The sequence below is a fragment of the Ruegeria sp. BE10 genome, from assembly GCF_056538905.1.
Map to the genome: position 1 here is coordinate 1 of NZ_JBQFTX010000010.1, position 21,849 is coordinate 21,849.

The following is a 21,849-nucleotide window of genomic DNA, read 5'->3' on the forward strand; positions in this document are numbered from 1 at the left end:
CCTGCAAAACACGAGCATCGGTATTGCCAGGCCCCGGACCAGCAGCCAGTGTCTCGGGGATCTCAAGCGTGGGATAAATCTGAAAAGTCATCGTCTGACACTCTCGGCTGTTGACCGGGCGCTGCGGCCCGTCGTGTTTCATTGCCGAATAGAAAACGCGGCCTTGTCTTACGACACAACGTAACTTACTACTGCTTTAGGATGGCTAAAGGTATGGGAAGAAACCTACCCATATTGGCAAAAATACCGCAGTATACCAAATTTCTACCTACCCAACCGGGTGGTATTTAGCAAAAATAAGGTAGAAACAGATGGTTGATGCCCCAGGAGTACCGATTGATGTCATGCTGGTGGATAGCAATCCGCTGGTCCTGCCCGCCATGTCCGAAGTTTCCGAACGCGACCCCCGATTCTCGCTGGTGGCGACATCTGCCACGGCAGAAGGGTTTCTTGGGACTGTTATGCGGATTCCCGTTTAGGTCGGCGTGATCGCCTGGAATCTGCCTGTGCTGGGGGCAGCCAAACTGATCGAAGTGCTGCGCGAACAGGCCAACGCCCCGCGGCTTGTGGTCTATAGCGATGCGACGGGTGATAGACCGCGTCTGACGATGCAGGCCAGGGCCGCAGGGTTTGCCGCCCGGTCCGGCGAGGTCGAAGGCCTGCTGGAAACCTGTGCCAATGTGGCGGCAGGTAAGATGGTATTTCCGCTTATCGACGTACGAAAAATGCAGCAGGACCCGATTCAAAGCTTGTCCCGCAAAGAGCGCGCCATTCTCGAGGCATTGGCACAAGGAATGTCGCACCGGGATTTGTCAAAAGAGCTGCAGATTTCGACTAACACCGTCAATTTTCACCTGTCGAATATCTATGAAAAACTTAAGGTGAAAAACAGGACACAAGCCATTACCCAGTTCTATTTATCCCGGATCGCCCGAGATTAAGTCGGCTCGGGCCAGTCATTCATCAATTCCGGGCTTTCATGCAGATCGCGCAAAGACCTGACATCGCGGGCATGAACGGTTAACTTTACCTGCGTTCAACAATAGACACAGCAAGAGGGTCAATTGCGCTCCTTCGTCGCTACATCACTCAACCATGAGGCGAAGGTGGCTCTTGCGCCGCTACAACGCGCGTTACCCGCGGGCAGACCGGTGCCACCTGAGAACCTGCATCTGACGCTGGCATTTCTGGATGATCAGCCCGAACAGGTATTGGTGGCTTTGCATGACGAGCTTTTGGCGCTTTCCTCTGCACCTTTTCACATCACGTTTTTGGGCATCGAGTGTTTCGGGCGTGCATTGGCAATTGGGGTTAAGGACAGCGCGCTACTTGTTGCGCTGCATCGCAAGATACAGATCGCAACACGGCGTGCCGGAATTGTGTTGCCCCGCCGACGTTTTCGCCCACATGTAACGATCGCGCGGCTTAAACACGAACGTCATCAGGCGACTCACATTCCCCACGATTGGACGGTGAATACGTTGCCAGAGATGCTTGTGACCGGCTTTACCCTATACGAATCCACTCTTCGTCCGGAAGGCGCCCGTCATGTCGCCTTGGCACATTTCACGTTTTAATAGGGCTGCTGTCTCACCTTAGGTGGTTTACCTGTTCAAACCGTGTGACAGCCTATTGGCGCATTAAGAATGTTGCATTTAGGCAATACGGTTCACGAAACTGTTAATAGGTGAATTTTAGGAAACTAATCTCCTTTAGCTTGCGCGTATTCTGCCCGAAATGGTGATGGGGAAATGCCGAATTGCAGGCAACTGTTTTTCGGAACTGTACCCGATTGCCATGTGTTCTGACTATGTCGGTTGCGAGGTTCGAGGGTGACAATGAAATCAAATCTGCTGCTCGCGATTTCGTTTTTTGTTTTGATTTCAAACCCATTGCTTGCTGCGCCAACAGCCGCTTCCAAAGTTGGCGACACAGTCACCAACCCTGTGACTGGTCTGGATACGACCGTAAGCGCGCTAATTGTGGATCCGGCCTCGACGCCAACAGCGGGTACAACCGCTTTTGTGGAAACGGCTGACGGATATGTTTTTCTCGTTAAAAGTGCGGGCGACACAATCTATAATTCGGACAATCCACCGCTTGCATTTGATATTGTCTCCATTAGCGGAACAACGGCGCAGATCAGCAATTCCGGGGCGACCGGTACATCCAGCCTGTCGACGCAATTGACGCTGTCCCAGTACAACAGCAACTTCAACAGCTCGGGCACTCCGGGTACCGTCACACCGCCAGTGAATGTCTCTGGGCCCAACGGAGTAAATCAAGTTGTATACGGACAGAATGGCAGCAACGGACGGGACGGCGCCTTGGTCGTTCCGCCAAGATCGGGCGGTGATGGTGATGATGGCCCAACGCAGACAAAATCTCTGTCCAGCGATGTCAACGCCACCAGCAACGTCGGCTGGGAGATCGGCAGCGTCGGGGGCGACGGCGGCAACGGGGGCGACTCGTATCTGAGTTTCTGGGACGGACGCGACGGCGGTGATGGCGGCAAAGGTGGCACAGTCACCGCAACGCAAAACTCCAGCAGCACAATCCAAACATCAGGCTCCGATAACGACGGCATATTTGCATTTAGCCGTAGCGGTGAAGCGGGTAATGGCGGCAGCGGTTTCGCGGCACCGGGCGGTGGTACCGGCGGGCATTCAGCCGATGGGGGCAATGTCACAGTCAACCAGAGCGGGTCGATTTCAACGACCGGAGACTCGGCCGATGGCATCTATGCTCTGAGTGTATCGAACAATGGTGGCAATGGTGGCTCGCAATGGGGGTTGGTCGGCGCATCAGGTGACGGCGGCTATGGTGGCAGTGGTGGCACGGTCACAGTCAACACAACATCAAGCGGCAGCATTTTGACGACAGGAGATTACGCCAACGGGATTTATGCCCAGTCCATCGGCGGGTCCGGTGGCTCGGCCGGGACCAGTGGCAACTTGCTGGTTTCATTGATCGGTGGCGCAGATAATGGCGGCAATGGCGGCGCGGTTTCGGTCTCGCATGGCGGGGCGATTGAGACGCAAGGGGATTTCGCGCGCGGAATCGTCGCCCAATCCATTGGCGGCGGTGGCGGTTCGGGGGGCACTGCAGGGGGGCTGGTTGCATTGTCTCTGGGCGGGGTCGGATCAAACGGCGGTAGCGGAGACACTGTGACCGTCACAGTCCAGGGCAGCGGCAGCATTCTGACGTCAGGCGAAGGCTCTGACGGGGTTATGGCTCAGTCCATCGGTGGCAGCGGTGGTACGGGCGCGAATTCCTATGGTTTGGTAGCCATTGGTGGCACCGGGTCGCGGGGTGGCACAGGCGCAGCAGTCAGCGTCAGCAATTACGGGAGCATCGTAACGGGCGGCGACGGCGCGCGCGGCATCATCGCGCAATCCATCGGCGGTGGCGGCGGGGACGGCGGATCGTCTGGCGGCATGGTTTCGGTCGGCGGCAATGGTAATGGCGGTGGCAGCGGTTCGACCGTGACGATCGTGAACGACGGCATCATTACCACGACCGGAGACGACGCGATGGGCATTCTGGCCCAATCCATCGGCGGCGGTGGCGGCAATGGTGGCTCGTCCGGGTCTGTTGGTGCATTTGTCGGCGTGGCCATCGGTGGTGATGGCGGTGCCGGTGGCACCGGCGGGGACGTTGATGTGTCCCTGTCCAACACCGACGGTAGCCAGCCTTCGGCGATCCAAACCTCTGGCGACCGCTCGTCAGGTGTGTTTGCCCAATCCGTAGGTGGCGGTGGCGGTAATGGCGGCGGTGCTGTTTCGGTGGCCGTCGGGGCCTTTGGTGCGGCATCAGTTTCGGTCGGCGGATCGGCAGGTAATGGTGGTGACGGTGGCGACGTCACGCTAAGCGGAAGCGGCTCAGCTTCGGTGCAAACCGGAGGAGAAGATTCCGTCGGTGTCATGCTGCAATCGGTTGGCGGTGGCGGCGGCAACGGTGGCTATGCTGTCTCGGTTGCGGTGTCCGGCGGCCCGGTATCTGGATCTTTGGCAGTTGGTGTCGGCGGTAATGGCGGCACGGGTGGCAAGGGCGGAGACGTAACGGTCGGCCAGTTCAATGGCAGCGGGGTTGCGACGGTCGCAGGGTTCGAGGGCACAGTTGTCACCACAGGAAATCGTTCGACCGGGATGCTTTTCCAATCCGTTGGTGGCGGTGGCGGCAATGGTGGTCTGGCGGTTGCAGCAACCGGCGGTGCTTCGGCACTGTTTTCCGGCAATGTTTCCGTCGGGATCGGCGGGCAGGCGGGCAGCGCTGGCAATGGTGGGACCGTTCAAGTCTATACCAATGCGGACGTTACCACGACGGGCACGAACTCCAGCGCGATCATCGCGCAATCCGTCGGCGGCGGCGGTGGCAATGGCGGCGGCAGCATCGCCGCCGGGGTCAGTGCCAGTGGTGTTGCTGCGATTGGCATCAATGTCGGCGTCGGCGGTGATGGTGGCGGTGCCGGAACCGGAGGTGATGTGACTCTGGTTGCAGGCGGCACGTCGATTGAGACCAGCGGCGCGTTTTCCAGCGGCGTTGTGGCGCAATCCGTCGGTGGCGGTGGCGGCAATGGCGGCTATGCCATCGGTGCGAGCGCCGATATCGGCGGCGCTGCGGCGGGGTCGGTCAGCGTTGGTCTTGGTGGTAAATCCGGCGGTGGCGGGGCAGGGGGGAACGTAACGGCCACTGTCGACGCCAATGTCACCACACGCGGAGACGATTCCGGTGCTGTGGTTGTGCAATCCATCGGTGGCGGCGGCGGCAATGGTGGTTTCAGCGTCGCGGCGGGTCTGGCCGCCGGCGGTGCCGGTGCCGGAACCATCGGTGTGGGCCTTGGCGGTGACGGCGGCAGTGGTGGCGTTGGCGGAACTGTCACGGTCGTTCGCGTCAATGGGGACGTTCGAACCGAAGGCTTGCGGTCCACAGGTGTAGTGGTTCAATCCATTGGTGGTGGCGGTGGCAATGGTGGCTTTAACGTCACCGCAGGAGTCGCCGCTGCGGGTGCTGGTGCCGGGTCAATCGGCGTCGGGCTGGGCGGAAACGGTGCGATCGGCGGCGACGGCGGCGTGGTCGAGGCTCAGGTTGCTGGGAACGTCACAACTCTGTCCGACAATTCAAGTGGTGTTGTGTTCCAATCCATTGGCGGCGGCGGCGGTAATGGCGGGTTCAACGTCACGGCCGGGATCGCGGGGGCTGGCGCGGGTGGCGGTGCTGTCACTGTTGGCCTTGGCGGCGGTGGCTCAGGCGGCGGGATCGGGAAATCGGTCACTGGCACAGTCACCGGCACCGTCAGCACAGGCGGAGCGGATTCGACTGCTGTTCTGGCACAGTCCGTCGGCGGCGGCGGTGGCAACGGCGGGTTCAACGTCAGCGCTTCGCTGGCCGGTGCAGGGGTTGGCAGCGGCGCTGTCAGCGTTGGGCTGGGCGGCGATGGCGGAAGTGGCGCGGTGGGTGGAACGGTCAACCTGACCACGACGAATTCTATTGTGACCGCCGGAGACCGGTCGTCTGGCGTTGTTGCACAATCCATTGGCGGCGGTGGCGGCAATGGGGGCTTCAATGTCTCTGGTACTGGCGCAGGCGCGGGTGTCGGCTCTGGCGCGGTTAGTGTTGGGCTGGGTGGCACGGGCGATGGTGGCGGTGATGGTGGTGCAGTCACGTTGACCTCAAACGGAACGATCCTGACGCAGGGCGATTCAGCCACAGCCTTTCTGGCGCAATCGATTGGCGGCGGCGGCGGCAACGGCGGCTTTAACGTCAGTGCGGCGGTTCAGGGATCGGGCACAGCGGGGGGCGGATTATCCGTTGGCCTTGGCGGCGACGGCGCAGGGGGCGGAGATGGCAACACCGTCATCGCCACATCCAACAATGCAGTGGAAACACGCGGTGACCAGTCCTCGGGCGTTGTGGCGCAATCGATTGGCGGTGGCGGCGGCAATGGCGGGTTCAATGTTGCTCCGGTCCTGTCGGGCGCGGGCACGGCCAGCGGCGCGGTCAGCGTCGGGCTTGGCGGGTCGGGTGATACCGGCGGGCAGGGCGGCGACGTCACCTTGACCTCGAACGGAACCATTCTGACAGACGGGTTTGCCTCAAGCGGATTCGTCGCGCAGTCCATCGGCGGTGGCGGCGGCAATGGTGGGTTCAACGTGTCCCCCACTGTTTCGGGTGCAGGCACGGGCGCGGGCTCAGTCTCGGTTGGGCTGGGCGGTTCTGGTGCGGGCGGGGGTGACGGTAGCCAGGTAACCGCCAGCACAACGGCAAATGTGGTCACCAAGGGCGACGCCTCGGTTGGTATTCTGGCACAATCTGTCGGCGGCGGCGGTGGCAACGGTGGTTTTAATGTATCGCCAGCTTTGGCGGGCGCAGGCACCGGGTCAGGAGCGATCAGCGTTGGCCTGGGCGGATCGGGTGGCAGCGGTGGCACGGGTGGCATCGTGGGCCTGACCGTCGCAAATAATGTTCAGACCGAAGGCGCGCAGTCCAGCGCAGTTGTTGCGCAATCCATTGGCGGCGGCGGCGGCAATGGCGGGTTCAATGTCTCGGCATCCGTGGGCGGTGCAGGTACAGGCTCCGGCGCGGCGGCTGTAGGTCTGGGTGGCCGCGGGACAGGTGGCGGCGATGCCTCGGCTGTTACGGCAAATGTCACGGGCAATCTGGTTACGTTGGGTGACACTTCGACAGGATTGCTAGCGCAGTCCGTCGGCGGCGGCGGCGGTAATGGGGGCCTGAACGTCTCGGTTGCGGTTGCTGCGGCAGGCACGGGATCGGGCGGTGCCTCGGTGGGTCTCGGCGGCGCGTCCGGTACGGGCGGTGACGGCGGCACCGCCGAAGCCTCGCTAACCGGCGATGTATCGACCCAAGGGAGCGAGTCCGGCGGCGTCATCGTCCAAAGCCTTGGCGGTGGCGGTGGCAATGGCGGTATGAATGTCTCCGCCACAGTCACGGTTGCCGGAACCGGCAGCGGTGGTGCCTCGGTCGGGCTTGGCGGCAGCGGTGGCGATGGTGGCAACGCCAACACGGCGAGCGGGACGGTTGTTGGAAACGTCACCACGGCTGGTGACAATTCAGGCGGCGTTCTGGTGCAATCCGCAGCAGGCGGCGGCGGTAACGGAGGACTGAATGTTTCGGCTGCCGTGAACCTTTCGGGTACTGGCGGCGGTGCTGTTGGCGTTGGCATTGGCGGGTCTGGCGGGGATGGCGGCAATGCAAGTTCAGCCACCGGCTCGGTCACCGGTGATGTCACCACGGGCGGCGAAAACGCAACTGGTGTTCTGGTGCAATCCGTCGGTGGCGGCGGTGGCAATGGCGGTGTCAACATCTCGGGCGCGCTTAGCATTGCGCGGACAGGTTCCGGCGCGGCGGGGATCGGTGTTGGTGGTTTCGGCGGCAGCGGAGGCACCAGCGGCGTGGTCGACAACACCTTTGTTGGCAATGTCAGCACCTCGGGCGCGCGCTCGGCTGGCGTCATGGCGCAAAGTTTGGGCGGTGGCGGTGGTAATGGGGCCACGAATATTTCCGGCGCGATTTCTCTAGCCAGCAATTTCTCGGGCGGTCTTGGGATCGGCGTTGGCGGTTTCGGCGGAGACGGCGGCACAGCGGACAACGTCACCCAGCAAGTCACCGGCAATGTCACCACGGCTGGCGATGACTCAGTCGGTATTCTGACACAAAGCCTTGGCGGGGGCGGTGGTAACGGCGGCACCAACATCTCGGCGGCCTTGTCCTTGTCCCGCTCGACCAATGCGGCCGTAGGCATTGGCGTCGGCGGGTTCGGCGGTGGCGGCGCGGATGCCGGTGCGCTGGTTCAATCGACTGTTACAGGCGGGGTTCTGACCGCTGGCGATCGCAGCACGGCCATTCTGACACAAAGCCTTGGCGGCGGTGGTGGCAATGGCGGCACGAACATCTCGGCCACGCTGGGTATCACCCAGCAAAACGGCGGTTCCGTCAGCCTGGGCGTGGGCGGCTTTGGCGGCGGGGCTGGCAATGCTGGCGACGTTATCAGCACCCTGCGTTCCAGTACGGACAGTAGTGGCACAACTTCGGTGGTCACGACGGGCGTCGACAGCATCGGTGTGATGGCGCAATCCGTTGGTGGCGGCGGCGGTAATGGCGGTCTGAATGTTTCGGGCGCGGTGAACCTGACGGGCAAATCCGGTGCAGCGGTCGCATTGGGCCTTGGTGGCTTTGGTGGCGGTGGCGGTGATGCCGGTACGGTAACGCTGGACGTTCAAAGCGACGTAGTGACCGCAGGCGACGGGGCGCATGGTATCTTCGCCCAAAGCCTTGGCGGCGGTGGCGGCACCGGCGGTGTGAATATCTCGGGCTCATTGGCGCTGACCAAACCGTCGGGGTCTGACACGATCTTTTCCGTTGCAGCGGGCGTGGGTGGATTTGGTGGATCAGGCGGCGACGCAAGTGATGTCGACCTGGATTACACCGGCAACGTGCAGGCGGTGCCGATGGTGCTGCAATCCGACGGCACTTTCGCCGTAGATGAAAGCAAAGGCGCCAGCGGAATTATCGCGCAATCGCTGGGCGGCGGCGGTGGTCATGGCGGCACCAATGTCTCTGGCGGAATCGCGATCAGCGGCAAACCAGGGGCGGGGCAAACGGATAGCAGCAAATCCTATGCAGTCGTTGTCGGGGTCGGCGGCTTTGGCGGGGGTGGCGGCAATGCCGGGAACGTCGACGTAAACATTGGCTCCGGCAGCACGATCATGGCGCATGGCACCGGCCAATCCGGTCTGCTGGCGCAATCCGTTGGCGGTGGCGGTGGCAATGGCGGTTTGAACGTGTCGGGCGGGATCGTGTCCGACAGCTCGCTGATCGTGGGTGTTGGGGGGTTCGCAGGAAACGGTGGTCAGGCGGGCGATGTCACAGTCACGTCGCAGGCGGATATCACGGTCACGACGGACCCGGACGATATTTCGATCCCTGACACCACAACTTTTGAAGACAAGTTGCGCGATTTCCTGGGCGATACCATCGTGGATCAGACCGAAGAGCTGGCCTCGACCTATGGGTTGGAGCGTCTGTTCATCGACATGGGGGTCTTCAACGAAGAAAAGCCGGATACCGATGGCTCGGCCGGTTTGATGGCGCAATCCATCGGCGGCGGCGGTGGAAATGGCGGCCTGAACGTGTCGGGCGGGATTGCGCTGAGCAAGGATGGCAAGATCCCCTCGGTCACATTTGGTGTCGGTGGTTTCGGCGGCAATGGCAATGTCTCGGGCGATGTGACCGTGGATCATGCCGGATCGGTTGCCGTTGCGGGCAATTGGAAGCACGGCGTTCTGGCCCAGTCCATCGCGGGCGGCGGCGGTAACGGCGCGCTGAATGTGACCGGGCAGCTGAACTATGGCGATTCCAACAATTCCGACGGCAAAACCGACCTGAGCATCGTTGGTGGTCTGGGCGGTCATGGCGGCACCGGCGCAGATGCGGGCAACGTCGTTGTTACGCAAACCGGCAATATATCGACCAATGGCTATCACGCGCGTGGCATCTTTGCCCAAAGCATCGGCGGCGGTGGCGGTACTGGCGGGATCAACGCGACCTTTGTCGGCACCAAGGACAGTTCACCCATTGCCATGGGCATCGGCGGCTTTGGTGGCGGCGGTGGTGACGCTGGGGACGTGACCGTCATGAGTGGAACCGCCCTAGCGGCAGCAGGCACCATCACGACAGACGGTGTCGGCGCGCACGGGATCGAGGCGTCCAGCATTGGCGGCGGTGGCGGTGACGCCGGGGTCAACGCGGTTGTGGGTATCAGCAAGACCAACGGCAGTCAGAGCAACGGCGGCACGGGCGATTCAACCGACCGCAAGACACCAACCAACACGGGTGTGGATGACTCGGTAATTGCCAATTACAACAACGTGCTGGATGAGCTTGAAGGCAAAGTGAATCCAGCGGATTCTTCTGGCAACAAAACCGGCATGTCGGCTGTGGTTGCCATTGGCGGCGATGCCGGAACCGCTGGGGATGGTGGGACGGTCGATATTGACCACTACGGCGATATTCTCACGAAACAAGACAGTAGCCATGGGGTATTCGGCCAATCGATTGGCGGCGGCGGCGGTAACGCAGCCCTGAACCTGGCCTTTGCCTATGAACTTGCCTCGGACCAAACCAACAAGGGTTTTGGCCTGGCCGTTGGCGGCGGGACAGGTCAGGGCGGCATCGGTGGGACAGTCGACGTGCGCAATACCGGCGACATCACAACGCTCGGTGCGGATTCCCATGGGCTGTTCGCTCAATCCGTTGGTGGCGGTGGCGGCAACGCGGGCTATAACTCGGCCTCGACCTCGGTGGATGGAGGCAACGTCAACATTCAGATCGGCCGAACCGGTGGCACCGGCGGCAGTGGCGGCGATGTTTATGCCAGCTCGGACGGTATCATCAGCACTGCGGGCGACCGATCTTACGGGTTCTTTGCCCAATCTATTGGCAACGGCGGCGGCAATTCTTCGTCAACCTCGGTCAGCATTGGCACGCCAAAGACCGGCGACAGCAAGGGTAACAAGGCCAGCGTGTCGGTTGGTTTGGCGGGCGGCACTGGTGGTGCGGCAGGTAACGTGACCTCTGTGGTCGCGGGCATCGTGGTCACCCAGGGCGACGATGCCCATGCGGTTTTCGCGCAATCCGTGGGCGGCGGTGGCGGTAATGGCGGCAAGGCCAGCAACTCGGCCGGCGGCGGCATTTCGGCATCACTGTCCATCGGTGGCACCGGCGGCTCTGGCGGCGTAGGTGGCACGGTCGATGTCACCAGTACCGCACGGATCGCAACGTTAGGGCAACGCTCAATCGGGTTGCTGGCGCAATCGGTCGGCGGTGCAGGTGGCACCGGCGGCATGGTGCAGGCAGGTCAGGGAAACCTTGATACGATCAAATCCTTCGTTAACCCATCAACCGTGGGGACGGCAGCCTCGATCAACATCGGAGGCACTGGCGGGGACGGCATGACGTCGGACATTGTGACCGTTGTGAATGACGGCATGATCACCACGGCGGGCACGATGGCGCACGGCATCTATGCGCAATCCGTCGGCGGCGGAGGCGGCATGGGTGGCCTGGTGGAAAACCGCATCATCAACCTGCGCAAAGAGATCGGCAACACAGCGACAATTTCGATTGGCGGCAATGGCGGCACCGGTGCGATGTCTGCGGCAGTGTCGGTCACTAACCGCGATGTCATCGCAACAACAGGTGACAAGTCTATCGGTATTTATGCGCAATCCGTTGGCGGTGGCGGAGGCGACGCGCAACAGGTGCGCAACATCATCTTGGGTCGATCCTCGGAAGGATCAACGACAAACGCCATTCTGATCGGCGGAACTGGTGGCACTGGCGGCGCGGGCAGCACGGTAACCGTAGTAAACGAAACCGATGCCACGATCCTGACCGATGGTACGGAAAGTCACGGGATCTTTGCCCAGTCCATCGGTGGAGGTGGCGGTAATGGCGGCTCGACCATCTCGGTTGACGGGCGCTATGGCGGGGCCGAGGCCACTACGCGGCGGGCGCTGCAATTTGGTCTGGGCGGATCAGGCGGTACGGGTGGCACGGGCGGCAATGTCGCGGTGACCAATGCCGGTACGATCGTGACAACGGGTGCGGGTGCGCATGGTATCTTTGCCCAATCCGTCGGCGGCGGCGGTGGCAATGGCGGCAGCTCAATCACGGGGACATTGCGGCTAAAGACGGGGGACAGCAGCTCTCCGACCGCGCAGCTGAATATCGGCGGGTCGGGCGGCAGCGGCAATGTTGCCGGCAACGTGGTCGTCACCAACACCGGAGACGTTCAAGTGGATGGCACAGGCGCCTACGGCATCTTTGCACAATCTGTCGGTGGCGGCGGCGGCAATGGCGGTCTGGCCGTTGCGATGGACGTGAACGACCTTAAGAACACAATGACGGGCAAATCCTATTCGAAGATCGCCATTGGCGGATCAGGCGGATCGGGTTCTGATGGAGGAGACGTCACGGTCAACCACACTGGCACAATTGTTGTGAATGCCGAAAACGGGTTTGGCATCTATGCCCAATCCGTTGGCGGCGGCGGCGGCAACGCGGGTTATTCGGTGTCATCCCCGCTGGTCTCGGTGCTGGATTACACAATCTCGCAGGCGCTGGGGGCTCGGGAGGGATCCACCGGTTCGGTGGGCACTGTAACTGTCAATTCGACCGGAGATATTCTGGTCAATGGCGTGGGCAGCGAAGCGGTCTTTGTCCAATCGGTGAATGGCGGCGGTGGCAATACTGATGCCTCTGTCGATTTCACCACCACGACCGCTGGCGCGACCGGCTCGGTCGTCAGCAGCGATATCGCCCTTGGTGGCGATGACGTGTCGGGTATGGCGGGCAACCAGATCACACAGGCCCATAACGGTAACATTGCCACCACAAGCGATCGCTCGACCGGCCTGATGCTGCAGAGTGTTGGTGGCGGCGGCGGTACATCCGCGACTACGGTGGATGTACAAGACGGTGACGCTATCGACATCACCGCACGTCTGGGTGCGATTGACACGGACGACGCTGGTGGCGGAGACGTGGACGGAAGCCGGACCGGTGATGTTGGCACCGATGGCGCGTTCTCGTCCGCCGGAGCGGCACAATCCATCGGCGGCGGCGGCGGTAAGCTTGTGCTGAACAGCAATACGGATGGCGAAGCCGGGATCGAAAAGGCCGCGTCTGTGATCCTGGGCTCTGATCCCAGCTTCAACAACGATGGCGGCGATATCGACCTTTTGCTGGACGGCAACGTGTTCACAAGTGGTGACCGATCCTTTGGCCAAAGCGTTCAGAGTATCGGTGCCGGTGGGGGCGAAGTTATCATCTCGGGTCTGGGGCGTGCGGATGTAACGCTGGGCGCGCAAGACGATTCAACCGGTGACGGTGGTGATGTCGGCTTTGCAAATATCGGGGACATGACTACCAGTGGAACTGGATCGCACGGGTTCGTCATCCAAAGTATCGGTGGCGGCGGCGGTCTCGTTTCAACCGATATGGAGGCCAGCCGGATCACGGTAAACCTGTCTGCTGCAAATGGCGGTGATGGCGGCGATATCGGATTCTCGCAATCCGGCAACATCGTCACGACGGGCGAAAATGCGATTGGTGTTGTGGCGCAGTCGCTTGGCGGCGGCGGTGGCATGGTGGACTCGGTCTATCGCGGGGCTGCCGGTGGTGCGGGCTCTGGTGGCGCCATCGACATGACGCTTGATGGTAACATCCTGTCGGTGGGCGAGGGCGGCATCGGCGTCTTGGCACAATCCGAGGGGCGCGATGGCGCAGACGCGATCACACTTGGCTTTGACGGCGTCGTCATGGGCGGCACTGGCGACGCGGGGTCAGTCGCATCAATCGTTGTGGACGGCGGTACCGACAATGTGCTGACCCTGTCAAAAGATACCCTGTTGATCGCCGGCAACGATCAATTGGTGAATGGGGGCGACGGCAACGAACAAATCTCGCTTGCGGGTACGGCCCTTGGCAACATGGATCTTGGCGCAGGCACTAACGGCTTTACCGTCGAAGACGGCGCGGACTTCTATGCGTTGGATACGGTCAATCTGGGTGCTGACGGCTTCATGCAGGTGAACGGTGATTTTGTACTGGGGGCCAATCTGGGTCTGGACGGAGATTTGACGGCGACGGTTGCGGCCAGTGACTTTACCTTCAGCGGCAATGTCAGCCAAACATTGAACCTGACCGGAAGCCTGGCCTTTGGAGCAACGGCAACGTCAACCTTCGACGTGTATTTCCTGACCTCTGGGGCATCGGGTGGCAACAGCGACCTGGTTAATGCCACCGGTAATGCCACCATGGGCGGTACGCTGGTGCCACTGCTGAATACGCTGGAAAGGGCCTTGCCGCTTGTCATCATCAATCCTGATGGAACCGCCGCAGATGCGGGCACGCTGATCGAGGACACTGTGGTGCTGGATTATTCCATCGGCCTGAACGGCTCCACCTCTGACGGCAGTTCGATCGACCTGGTGATCACGCCGGATTATTCGACCCCCGGCATGAACGCCAATCAGGCGGCCATCGGGGATTACATCAACCAAGTTCTGAACGGGCAGGGATCGGCTGCCCAAGGCCAACTGTTCGCCTTGATCGGCAACATGCAGTCCGAGGCCGATGTCATCGCCGCAATCGAAAGCCTGTCGACTGCCGACTATGCCGCCGATGCCGTGGATGCGCTTTATGGCACCCGGGTATTTGCGGACACGCTGCACAATTGCGAACGGTTTACCGATTACCAGTTCGGGGATGACCCGCGCAATTGTGTCTGGTTCTCAGGCGGGCGGTCTTTTTATGACCGCGATCAGACCGGCATGTACGAAGAGTTGGACATCAACGACACCAACCTGTCGGCTGGTGTCCGTCTGCCGGTTGGGGATGAGCTATTCGCCGGGTTCGCGGTAGGCTATGACGAGATGAGCCTACGGAACGGGTCGAATTACAATGCAACGGGTGATCGGTTCAATCTGGGTGCCTCGCTGACCAAATACACCGGCGCGTGGGAGTTTGCAGCCCAGCTGTCGGCCGGTTGGTCAGACTATGATACGCTCAGCGCGGGCGGGATCAGTGGTGTGTTGCCCAACGGGCAAATCGTAAGCACCGTTGGTGTCAGCGAGATCAAGCACAAGATGAACCATCAGAACCTGCGTCTCAGCCTTGCTTATGACCACAGGTTCGCGGGCGGCAGTTCCTATCTGCGCCCTGAGGTAGCCGTTGATGCCACGCGTCTGGCAACCGAAAGCAATGGCGATGCAACCCTGGCGGGGGTCGTTCTGCAAGACGATAGCGAGATGATCTATTCGTTCACGCCTTCGCTGGAAATCGGAACCGAGCAAACCCTGAGTGCCTCGCAGAAGCTCCGCGCGAGTTTTCAGGTTGGTGCCATTCTCTCGTCAGATGATACCGTATCGGTCACCGCCGGGTTCAACGGAGCGAGCACCGCTGACGGTGGGTTTTCAAACACCAGCTTTGTCGGCGACGCGCATGGCTTGGTCTCGGCCCGGTTGGGGCTGTTTGCGCTGGATGACAGCAGCTTTGTCAATCTGAGCCTCGATCATTTGTTCGGAGACTCAACCAGGGCCCTGCAGGTAGGTCTTGGCCTTGGACTACAATTCTAATCGATGAGGGACAGCAGGATGAAAACTTGGATAAGCGCTTTGGGGGTCACATTGGGATTGGCAACTCCCCTTGCTGCGCAAGAAGGCGCAGCGCCGCCATGGTCGGTCAATTGCAGCAATCGGGCCGTTGGGTCCGAGTTGATCTGCGAAATGACCCAAAGCATCGTTTTGACCGAAAACAACCAAAGGCTTACGTCCATCGCATTTATAAAGGCTGCAGGTAAGGACGAGACTGAGACCGTGCTGACCCTGCCATTCGGTCTTTTGTTCTCGGAAGGGCTGGTTGCAAAGGTGGATGATGCCGAGGTCGCCCGTCTGGAGTTCCTAACATGCGAGGCACAAGGTTGTTTTGCCCGTTCGCCAGTTTCCCAGGAATGGATGTCTGCGATGCGGGCAGGCAATCAATTGCAGATCGACGCTAAAAACAGGGTCGGAGAGCCAATTTCATTTGGCTTCGATTTGACTGGGTTCAGCAAAGTATCCGATCTATTGCCCTGAGAGTAGTTTCCCTTCAATGCAAGAGCGTGCGGAGCCGAAAGGATCGGCTCCGCCGCGGTGTTTAGTCTTTCACGGGCATGTAAAGGTCGCCGCCTTCACGGAATTTGGCGGCCATGGCCTCCATCCCCTCTTTCTGCGCTTCAGTTCGAATGTCATGGCTGATCCGCATCGAGCAGAATTTCGGCCCGCACATTGAACAGAAATGCGCCACCTTATGCGCTTGTTTGGGCAGGGTTTGGTCGTGGAATTCCCGCGCCGTTTCCGGGTCCAGCGACAGGTTGAACTGATCTTCCCAGCGGAACTCGAACCGGGCGCGGGACAGCGCATCGTCACGACGTTGCGCGCCCGGCAGACCTTTGGCCAAATCAGCGGCGTGAGCGGCGATCTTATAAGTAATAACCCCAGTTTTCACATCATCCCGGTCCGGCAGCCCCAGATGTTCTTTAGGCGTGACATAGCAGAGCATCGCACAACCAAACCAGCCAATCATCGCAGCACCAATGCCGCTGGTGATGTGGTCATAGCCCGGCGCGATATCGGTGGTCAGGGGGCCAAGCGTGTAAAAGGGCGCCTCGTGGCAACACTCCAATTGCTTGTCCATGTTTTCTTTGATCTTGTGCATGGCTACGTGTCCGGGGCCTTCGATCATCACCTGACAATCCTTGGCCCACGCGATTTTGGTCAGCTCACCCAGCGTCTCAAGCTCGGCAAATTGTGCCTCGTCATTGGCGTCGGCGATAGAGCCGGGGCGCAGACCGTCGCCTAGGCTGAACGACACATCATAGGCCCGGCAGATGTCGCAGATTTCGTCGAAATGCTCATAGAGGAAGCTTTCCTTGTGGTGATGCAAGCACCACTTGGCCATGATCGACCCACCGCGCGACACAATACCGGTAACCCGTTTTACCGTCATCGGCACCATATGCAGGCGCACGCCTGCGTGGATGGTGAAATAGTCGACGCCTTGTTCGGCCTGTTCGATCAGCGTGTCACGGAACACTTCCCATGTCAGGTCCTCCGCAATGCCGTTGACCTTTTCCAGCGCTTGATACAACGGCACGGTGCCAATCGGCACCGGGCTGTTGCGGATGATCCATTCACGGGTGTTGTGGATGTTGCGGCCGGTCGACAGGTCCATGACGGTATCAGCACCCCAACGGATCGACCAGACCATTTTATCGACCTCTTCTTCCATCGAAGAGGTCACAGCCGAGGTACCCATATTGGCGTTGATCTTGACCAGGAAATTACGCCCGATGATCATCGGTTCGCTTTCTGGGTGGTTGATATTCGCAGGGATAATGGCGCGACCAGCGGCGACCTCGTCCCGCACGAATTCCGGGGTCACATAATCAGGGATGTTTGCACCCCAATCATTGCCTTCGCGCTGTTCAACGACAGCCTCGCGCAGTTGGTTTTCACGGATGGCGATGAATTCCATTTCCGGGGTGACGATGCCGGCGCGAGCATAGGCCAGTTGCGTCACAGCCTTTCCATCCTTGGCGCGCAGAGGGCGCGGGCGCACAGGGAACTCGGGCGTTAGCCGATCACCTTCGACAAAACCGTTGTCTTCCGGTTTGATCTCACGTCCATCATATTCTTCGACATCTGCTCGAGCCTCAATCCACTTGCGACGCAGCGGCGCCAGACCTTGCCGAATGTCCGTCATCACCTGCGGATCGGTATACGGCCCTGAACTGTCATACACGGGCAAGGGTGGCTCCCCCGCCGTGGGGTGGACCGAAATTTCACGCATTGGCACGCGCACATCCGGGTGCAATGTGCCGTTTACATAGATCTTGCGCGATGCGGGCAGCTCACCAGCGGTGATTTTGGGGTTGGGGACGTTCATGTTGGTGCTCCTCAAGCAGTTCAACTTAAAAAGACACCAGATGAGTTTTGGCTTGGGAAACGAGAAGGCAGACAGCCCCCTGTTCGGAGTGCGCTTGCCCGGTTTTGTGGCCTGCGCGCCCTAGCTTCCTACGCCAGTATCAACTGGGTCAGGTTCAAAGGGTCGCGTCGCCGGGCATTGCCCCGTCAGCCTCTCAGTCCCCTTGGTGGGACTCCCCTGCGTACAGGTGGTTTAGCTTGAGGTTCACGGCTCAAACAAGCACCAAAATTCATTTGTTTCAGACTTTCTCGAACAGCCGGGACCTTCCGTTCGGTGCAGCACGTCACCAGAAATACGGTCGCTATCTGATGCGCAGGCCGACCTATTCGACAGATACTCCGCAAATCGACGATAAGTTAAACGCTGCTATTTAACATAAGACGTATTATGGGAAGATTGCCTCTTTTGAAGGAGAATTGTCGGAGTACGTAAATAATGGGACTGAATTATTGAGACTCGTCTTCCCCATAATTCAACGACTTAAGATTCTCATGCATTTTGGTGGATTTCGCTGATTTGGACTTATCAAGCTTGTCTCAGACTGCAGCAATACGATCGTCGACTGCGACGCGCATTGGGAACTTCCGAGAGCGGACACAACTGGCAGACCGACAACTTCACAGCGTAAGGTTTTGTGTTGAACAATGTTGAGCGACTAAGTGCCCTGCCTGATCACTTCCGGCCCTTACCGGACTTTAGTCGGTCGTTCAGCATTCTGCAGTGCGGCTCGACATTGCGGACATTCGCTGCACGTGCGCAATCAGAAGATGGGTGAATTTACAGTTTGCGGACAATCCGGACTTTACTGCCGGTGATTTGAAGGTCAGCTTCCTATGCATTGGCAGATACTTAGTCTAGAATTGCCACATGCTGATTGGAACGCAAAACACGCTCTCAGAAGTGATCAATGCTAGAGGTGTTTTTACACCTCTTGGTGTTTCTCGATCCTCAAAAGAAGTCTGTGAAGCTGTTTCCGATGCTTTAGGGCGTCACTTCATTATGGATGATCTCCATGATGCAGTGGGTCGAGAAATTGCCGAAATGACCAATGCGAGCGCGGCCACTGTCGTACATTGCAGTGCGGCTGCGATTACATTGGCTGTAGCGGCCTCTATGACCGGTAGTTCCCCAGGCGCGATTAAACAGCTTCCCGATGCAAGCGGTCTCAAGAGCCGAGTCATTTTGCCTGCAAACCACGCAGTAAATTACGGTCATCCCATTGAGCAAGCTATCCGACTTGCAGGTGCGAAACCGGAGCTTGTGGGCGACAATTCGGCTTGCGGCATTGAGGACCTTGCTCACGCTTGTTCAAAACTGGATGCGTGTTGTTTAGTGCTTGTTTCCTCCAGACTTACTGGAGGCGAAATGCTGGATTTTCGAAAAGCAGTCTCTGCGGCCCATGAACATGATCTGCCAGTGGTGATTGATGGCGCGGCCCAGGATTTTCGCATTGAAGACTTGCTGGATACCGGAGCTGACGTGGTTCTCATTAGCGGCCAAAAATACTTAGCTGGCCCAACATCAGGTTTGGTTCTTGGAAAGCCCGATCTGGTTTCAGCAGTCAGAGCACAGGAAAAAGGAATAGGGCGCGGCATGAAGGCATCAAAGGAAGCTCTCCTCGGTGTCCTTACTGCTTTGAAGCTTCGCCAACAGCTTAACAAAGAGGCTTGGTCGTCAGAACAAAAGGAAAAGGTTGCCCGATTTGTCTCAGTAGCGAACACGATTGAAGGTATCACGGCCAAAGCGAATCCTGATCCTACAAATCTGCCATTTGATCGAGCGCATCTCTGCATTGCCAAATCGTCAGAATTTCCTGATGCGGCACAAATGGCAGCAGCTTTGAAAGCCGGTGAACCTTCGATCTGGATCATGGACCATTTAACCCACCAGTCGGAGATAGTGTTGGAGCTAGTCCAACTTACGCAAGAAGAAATCGACACAGTTCTGGATCGAATAAGAGAAGTAGTGTCCCAATATCAAAAATCCTAAAAGCTGACATTTACGCAACCTGCGGCATTGGTCAAATTGGGCTCAATACGGACCTCGGACCGAACGCAGTATCCGGACGGCAGACGTTACTCACATATACCGAAACAGCCCATTGAGGATTTTGATCTGAAGCCGCACAGCTGCGTCGCAGCAACTGCAATACGGACGTTCGTTTCATATCGGTCAGTGAAATGTCACTGCCAACGCAGCGTGCTTTTAGGTATCCGAATGGCCAACCTGATGTGCGTCGTAGCTTGCTTCCAGTTCTCCTCTCAGAAACTGTCCAAACTTCAGGGGATCGAATCTCGCAGCCCCTGTCCCAGGGAGCGGCGCGATTTCAGCAGAGACATGTGGGTCGAAGAAGAACGGTACGGAATAGCGCTGTTGTCCGGTCGCATTGATAACCCGGTGCGGGGTGGACAACAACTTTCCGTTGGAGAGTCGGTGCAGCATATCGCCTACATTGACCACCAAGGCATTGTCGATAGGCGGTGCATCCACCCAATGACCCTCAGGCGTCTGGACTTGCAAACCACCAACATTGTCCTGTGCGAGCAATGTCAGACATCCAAAGTCCTTGTGGGGTGCAGATCCGTAAAGATCACCCAAAGCCTGTGGCGGTTGTGGTGGATAGTGGAGTAGGCGCAGCCAAATCGTTGGCGTCTGGAAAGCACTGAGGATCGAACGATCCGCGGCGCCAATAGCGTCAAGGGCAAGACCCATGAGTTTGTAACCCAGTTTTGTCATCGCGTCGGCATAAGCCTCGCAGGCCTCTCGGAAACCTTCCAGAACGGGCCATTGATTTGGTCCGGACAGATAGACGGCAGGGTCGACCTCTGCATCCTCGCGCATCATCATGAACGATGCGGACTGATTGGGTTTAGTCACCTTGGCCACGTCAGAGTTCACGTCCGTGGAGGTGTTGATCGCGATGTAGCCACGATGACATTTATTTAGTGCAATTGCCTGTTTTTCGATCTCCGGCAGTGCATGAAATTCCGTCGAGGCGGCAAACACGGCAGCGCGCAAGTCAGGATCAACGCCGTGATTAACAACATAGCCAAATCCGGTTTTTCCATAGGCTTCGGCGAATTCCAAGGCGAGGTTGGACGTATCCTCTCCATTGATCAGCGGTGCAAGATCAAGCACCGGGATTTCAGTGAATTCAGTCATCTGAGGTCTCCAAAATTGTATTATTGGCTAAGTCACAAATGGAAGACCAGCTATCCGGCAAAACGTTTTCGGCGATGAGCGCTGTGGCGCTCTAAGACGACAAGATGGAGAAACTTGGGCATATGCTGCAAGCTATGACAGACTAATTCTTCGATCAATCCATAACCACCGCGACCGGCCCAGGGCCAATTTCTAAGATCTCGGGGACTTTCGCGTTACAACTTCACAAGACAAGTCACTTGTACTCAATTCCGCATATTCTCGTTCCGAATCTCCAAACCAGACGGCTACTGAGGCCGATGTTTGTGAAGCAATGGCCCTTCCGATAGTATCAGACAGCGTTCAAGCAGAATTACCAGTTGGAAAACGACGGGAGGTTTAACCACGCTGGTAGATTGGAGATATATCTTCGTATGACTCAATACCCTATCTTATGGTCGTTCCGTCGCTGCCCATACGCCATAAGGGCCCGTCTCGCATTGGCGAGTTCACGAGTCACAGTCGAGCTGCGCGAGATTCTTTTGCAGGACAAACCAGAGGCTTTCTTACAAACATCCCCGTCCGGAACAGTGCCCGCGCTTCGACTTCCAGACAAAGTAATAGATGAAAGCCTGGAAATCATGATTTGGGCGCTTCAACAAAATGATCCGCAGCGACTTTTGGATATGCCTCAAGAAGGTTGGGGCCTAATCGCGGCAAATGATGGTCCATTCAAGGATGCATTAGATCACATAAAATACGTCGTGCGGTATCCGGATTTAGACGTCCAAAAGGAGCGCAGGAAAGCGGCGAGCTACTTGCTCAACCTCGACGAGCGGTTAGTCGGGAGGGCCTGGCTTTTTGGAGATCGCCCCACTCTCGCCGATTTGGCGCTTCTACCGTTTGTTCGCCAGTTTGCGCATATAGACCGGGCGTGGTTTGACGCACAGGAGTGGCCGAATTTAGTGGCGTGGCTGGATCAATTCCTGGACAGTGAAGTATTTTTGCTGGTGATGCGAAAATACATAACTTGGTCAAAAGGTGATGCTCCGATTTGGTTCAACGGCTGAGCCCGACACGTCGCATCCAGCCCAATCCAGACTTTAGACCGGGGGGCGCTTTTCCGCGAGGGGGCAAAGCTGCCGTTGGTGCACAGCGCAG

At 58.8% G+C, this 21,849-nt stretch carries 7 protein-coding genes, 1 pseudogene and 1 riboswitch; of the genes and pseudogenes, 6 read left to right on the forward strand and 2 right to left on the reverse strand.

Annotation, left to right across the window (positions count from 1 at the left end):
• Nucleotides 1–344 precede the first annotated feature (344 nt).
• The 4 genes and pseudogenes from ACR0M2_RS18365 (at nt 345) to ACR0M2_RS18380 (ending at nt 15,656) form a co-directional block, all read left to right on the forward strand.
• Nucleotides 345–941 (forward strand): annotated as a pseudogene (locus tag ACR0M2_RS18365) (response regulator transcription factor).
• A 123-nt stretch (nt 942–1,064) separates the two neighbouring features.
• The gene (gene thpR, locus ACR0M2_RS18370; protein WP_480706462.1) at nt 1,065–1,577 is read left to right on the forward strand and encodes an RNA 2',3'-cyclic phosphodiesterase; all 513 of its coding nucleotides are present in this window, start codon (nt 1,065–1,067) and stop codon (nt 1,575–1,577) included.
• A gap of 261 nt (nt 1,578–1,838) precedes the next feature.
• Complete coding sequence (locus tag ACR0M2_RS18375; RefSeq protein ID WP_480706463.1) at nt 1,839–15,158, forward strand: hypothetical protein; 13,320 nt, start codon at nt 1,839–1,841, stop codon at nt 15,156–15,158.
• 18 nt (nt 15,159–15,176) lie between these two features.
• Complete coding sequence (locus tag ACR0M2_RS18380) at nt 15,177–15,656, forward strand: invasion associated locus B family protein (protein ID WP_170352065.1); 480 nt, start codon at nt 15,177–15,179, stop codon at nt 15,654–15,656.
• 61 nt (nt 15,657–15,717) lie between these two features.
• On the opposite strand, the gene thiC is transcribed toward ACR0M2_RS18380, so the two are convergent.
• Complete coding sequence (gene thiC, locus ACR0M2_RS18385; protein WP_480706465.1) at nt 15,718–17,508, reverse strand: phosphomethylpyrimidine synthase ThiC; 1,791 nt, start codon at nt 17,506–17,508, stop codon at nt 15,718–15,720.
• A 108-nt stretch (nt 17,509–17,616) separates the two neighbouring features.
• Nucleotides 17,617–17,736, reverse strand: a riboswitch (TPP riboswitch).
• A gap of 678 nt (nt 17,737–18,414) precedes the next feature.
• Here thiC and ACR0M2_RS18390 point away from each other — a divergent pair.
• Entirely contained in the window at nt 18,415–19,536 is a 1,122-nt protein-coding gene (locus tag ACR0M2_RS18390; RefSeq protein WP_480706467.1) for an aminotransferase class V-fold PLP-dependent enzyme, read from the forward strand.
• 216 nt (nt 19,537–19,752) lie between these two features.
• On the opposite strand, the gene ACR0M2_RS18395 is transcribed toward ACR0M2_RS18390, so the two are convergent.
• The gene (locus ACR0M2_RS18395) at nt 19,753–20,709 is read right to left on the reverse strand and encodes an isopenicillin N synthase family dioxygenase (RefSeq protein WP_480706468.1); all 957 of its coding nucleotides are present in this window, start codon (nt 20,707–20,709) and stop codon (nt 19,753–19,755) included.
• A gap of 413 nt (nt 20,710–21,122) precedes the next feature.
• Between ACR0M2_RS18395 and ACR0M2_RS18400 the strand changes: the two genes are divergently transcribed.
• Nucleotides 21,123–21,758 (forward strand): glutathione S-transferase, encoded by a 636-nt coding sequence (locus ACR0M2_RS18400; protein ID WP_480706470.1) that lies wholly within the window; start codon nt 21,123–21,125, stop codon nt 21,756–21,758.
• Nucleotides 21,759–21,849 lie beyond the last annotated feature (91 nt).

What these genes read in the sequence shown, in the direction of transcription:
- ACR0M2_RS18375 (WP_480706463.1), top strand. Translation starts at nt 1,839, where the DNA reads ATGAAATCAAATCTGCTGCTCGCGATTTCGTTTTTTGTTTTGATTTCA.
- ACR0M2_RS18380 (WP_170352065.1), top strand. Translation starts at nt 15,177, where the DNA reads ATGAAAACTTGGATAAGCGCTTTGGGGGTCACATTGGGATTGGCAACT.
- thiC (WP_480706465.1), bottom strand. Translation starts at nt 17,508, where the DNA reads ATGAACGTCCCCAACCCCAAAATCACCGCTGGTGAGCTGCCCGCATCG.
- ACR0M2_RS18390 (WP_480706467.1), top strand. Translation starts at nt 18,415, where the DNA reads ATGCTGATTGGAACGCAAAACACGCTCTCAGAAGTGATCAATGCTAGA.
- ACR0M2_RS18395 (WP_480706468.1), bottom strand. Translation starts at nt 20,709, where the DNA reads ATGACTGAATTCACTGAAATCCCGGTGCTTGATCTTGCACCGCTGATC.
- ACR0M2_RS18400 (WP_480706470.1), top strand. Translation starts at nt 21,123, where the DNA reads ATGACTCAATACCCTATCTTATGGTCGTTCCGTCGCTGCCCATACGCC.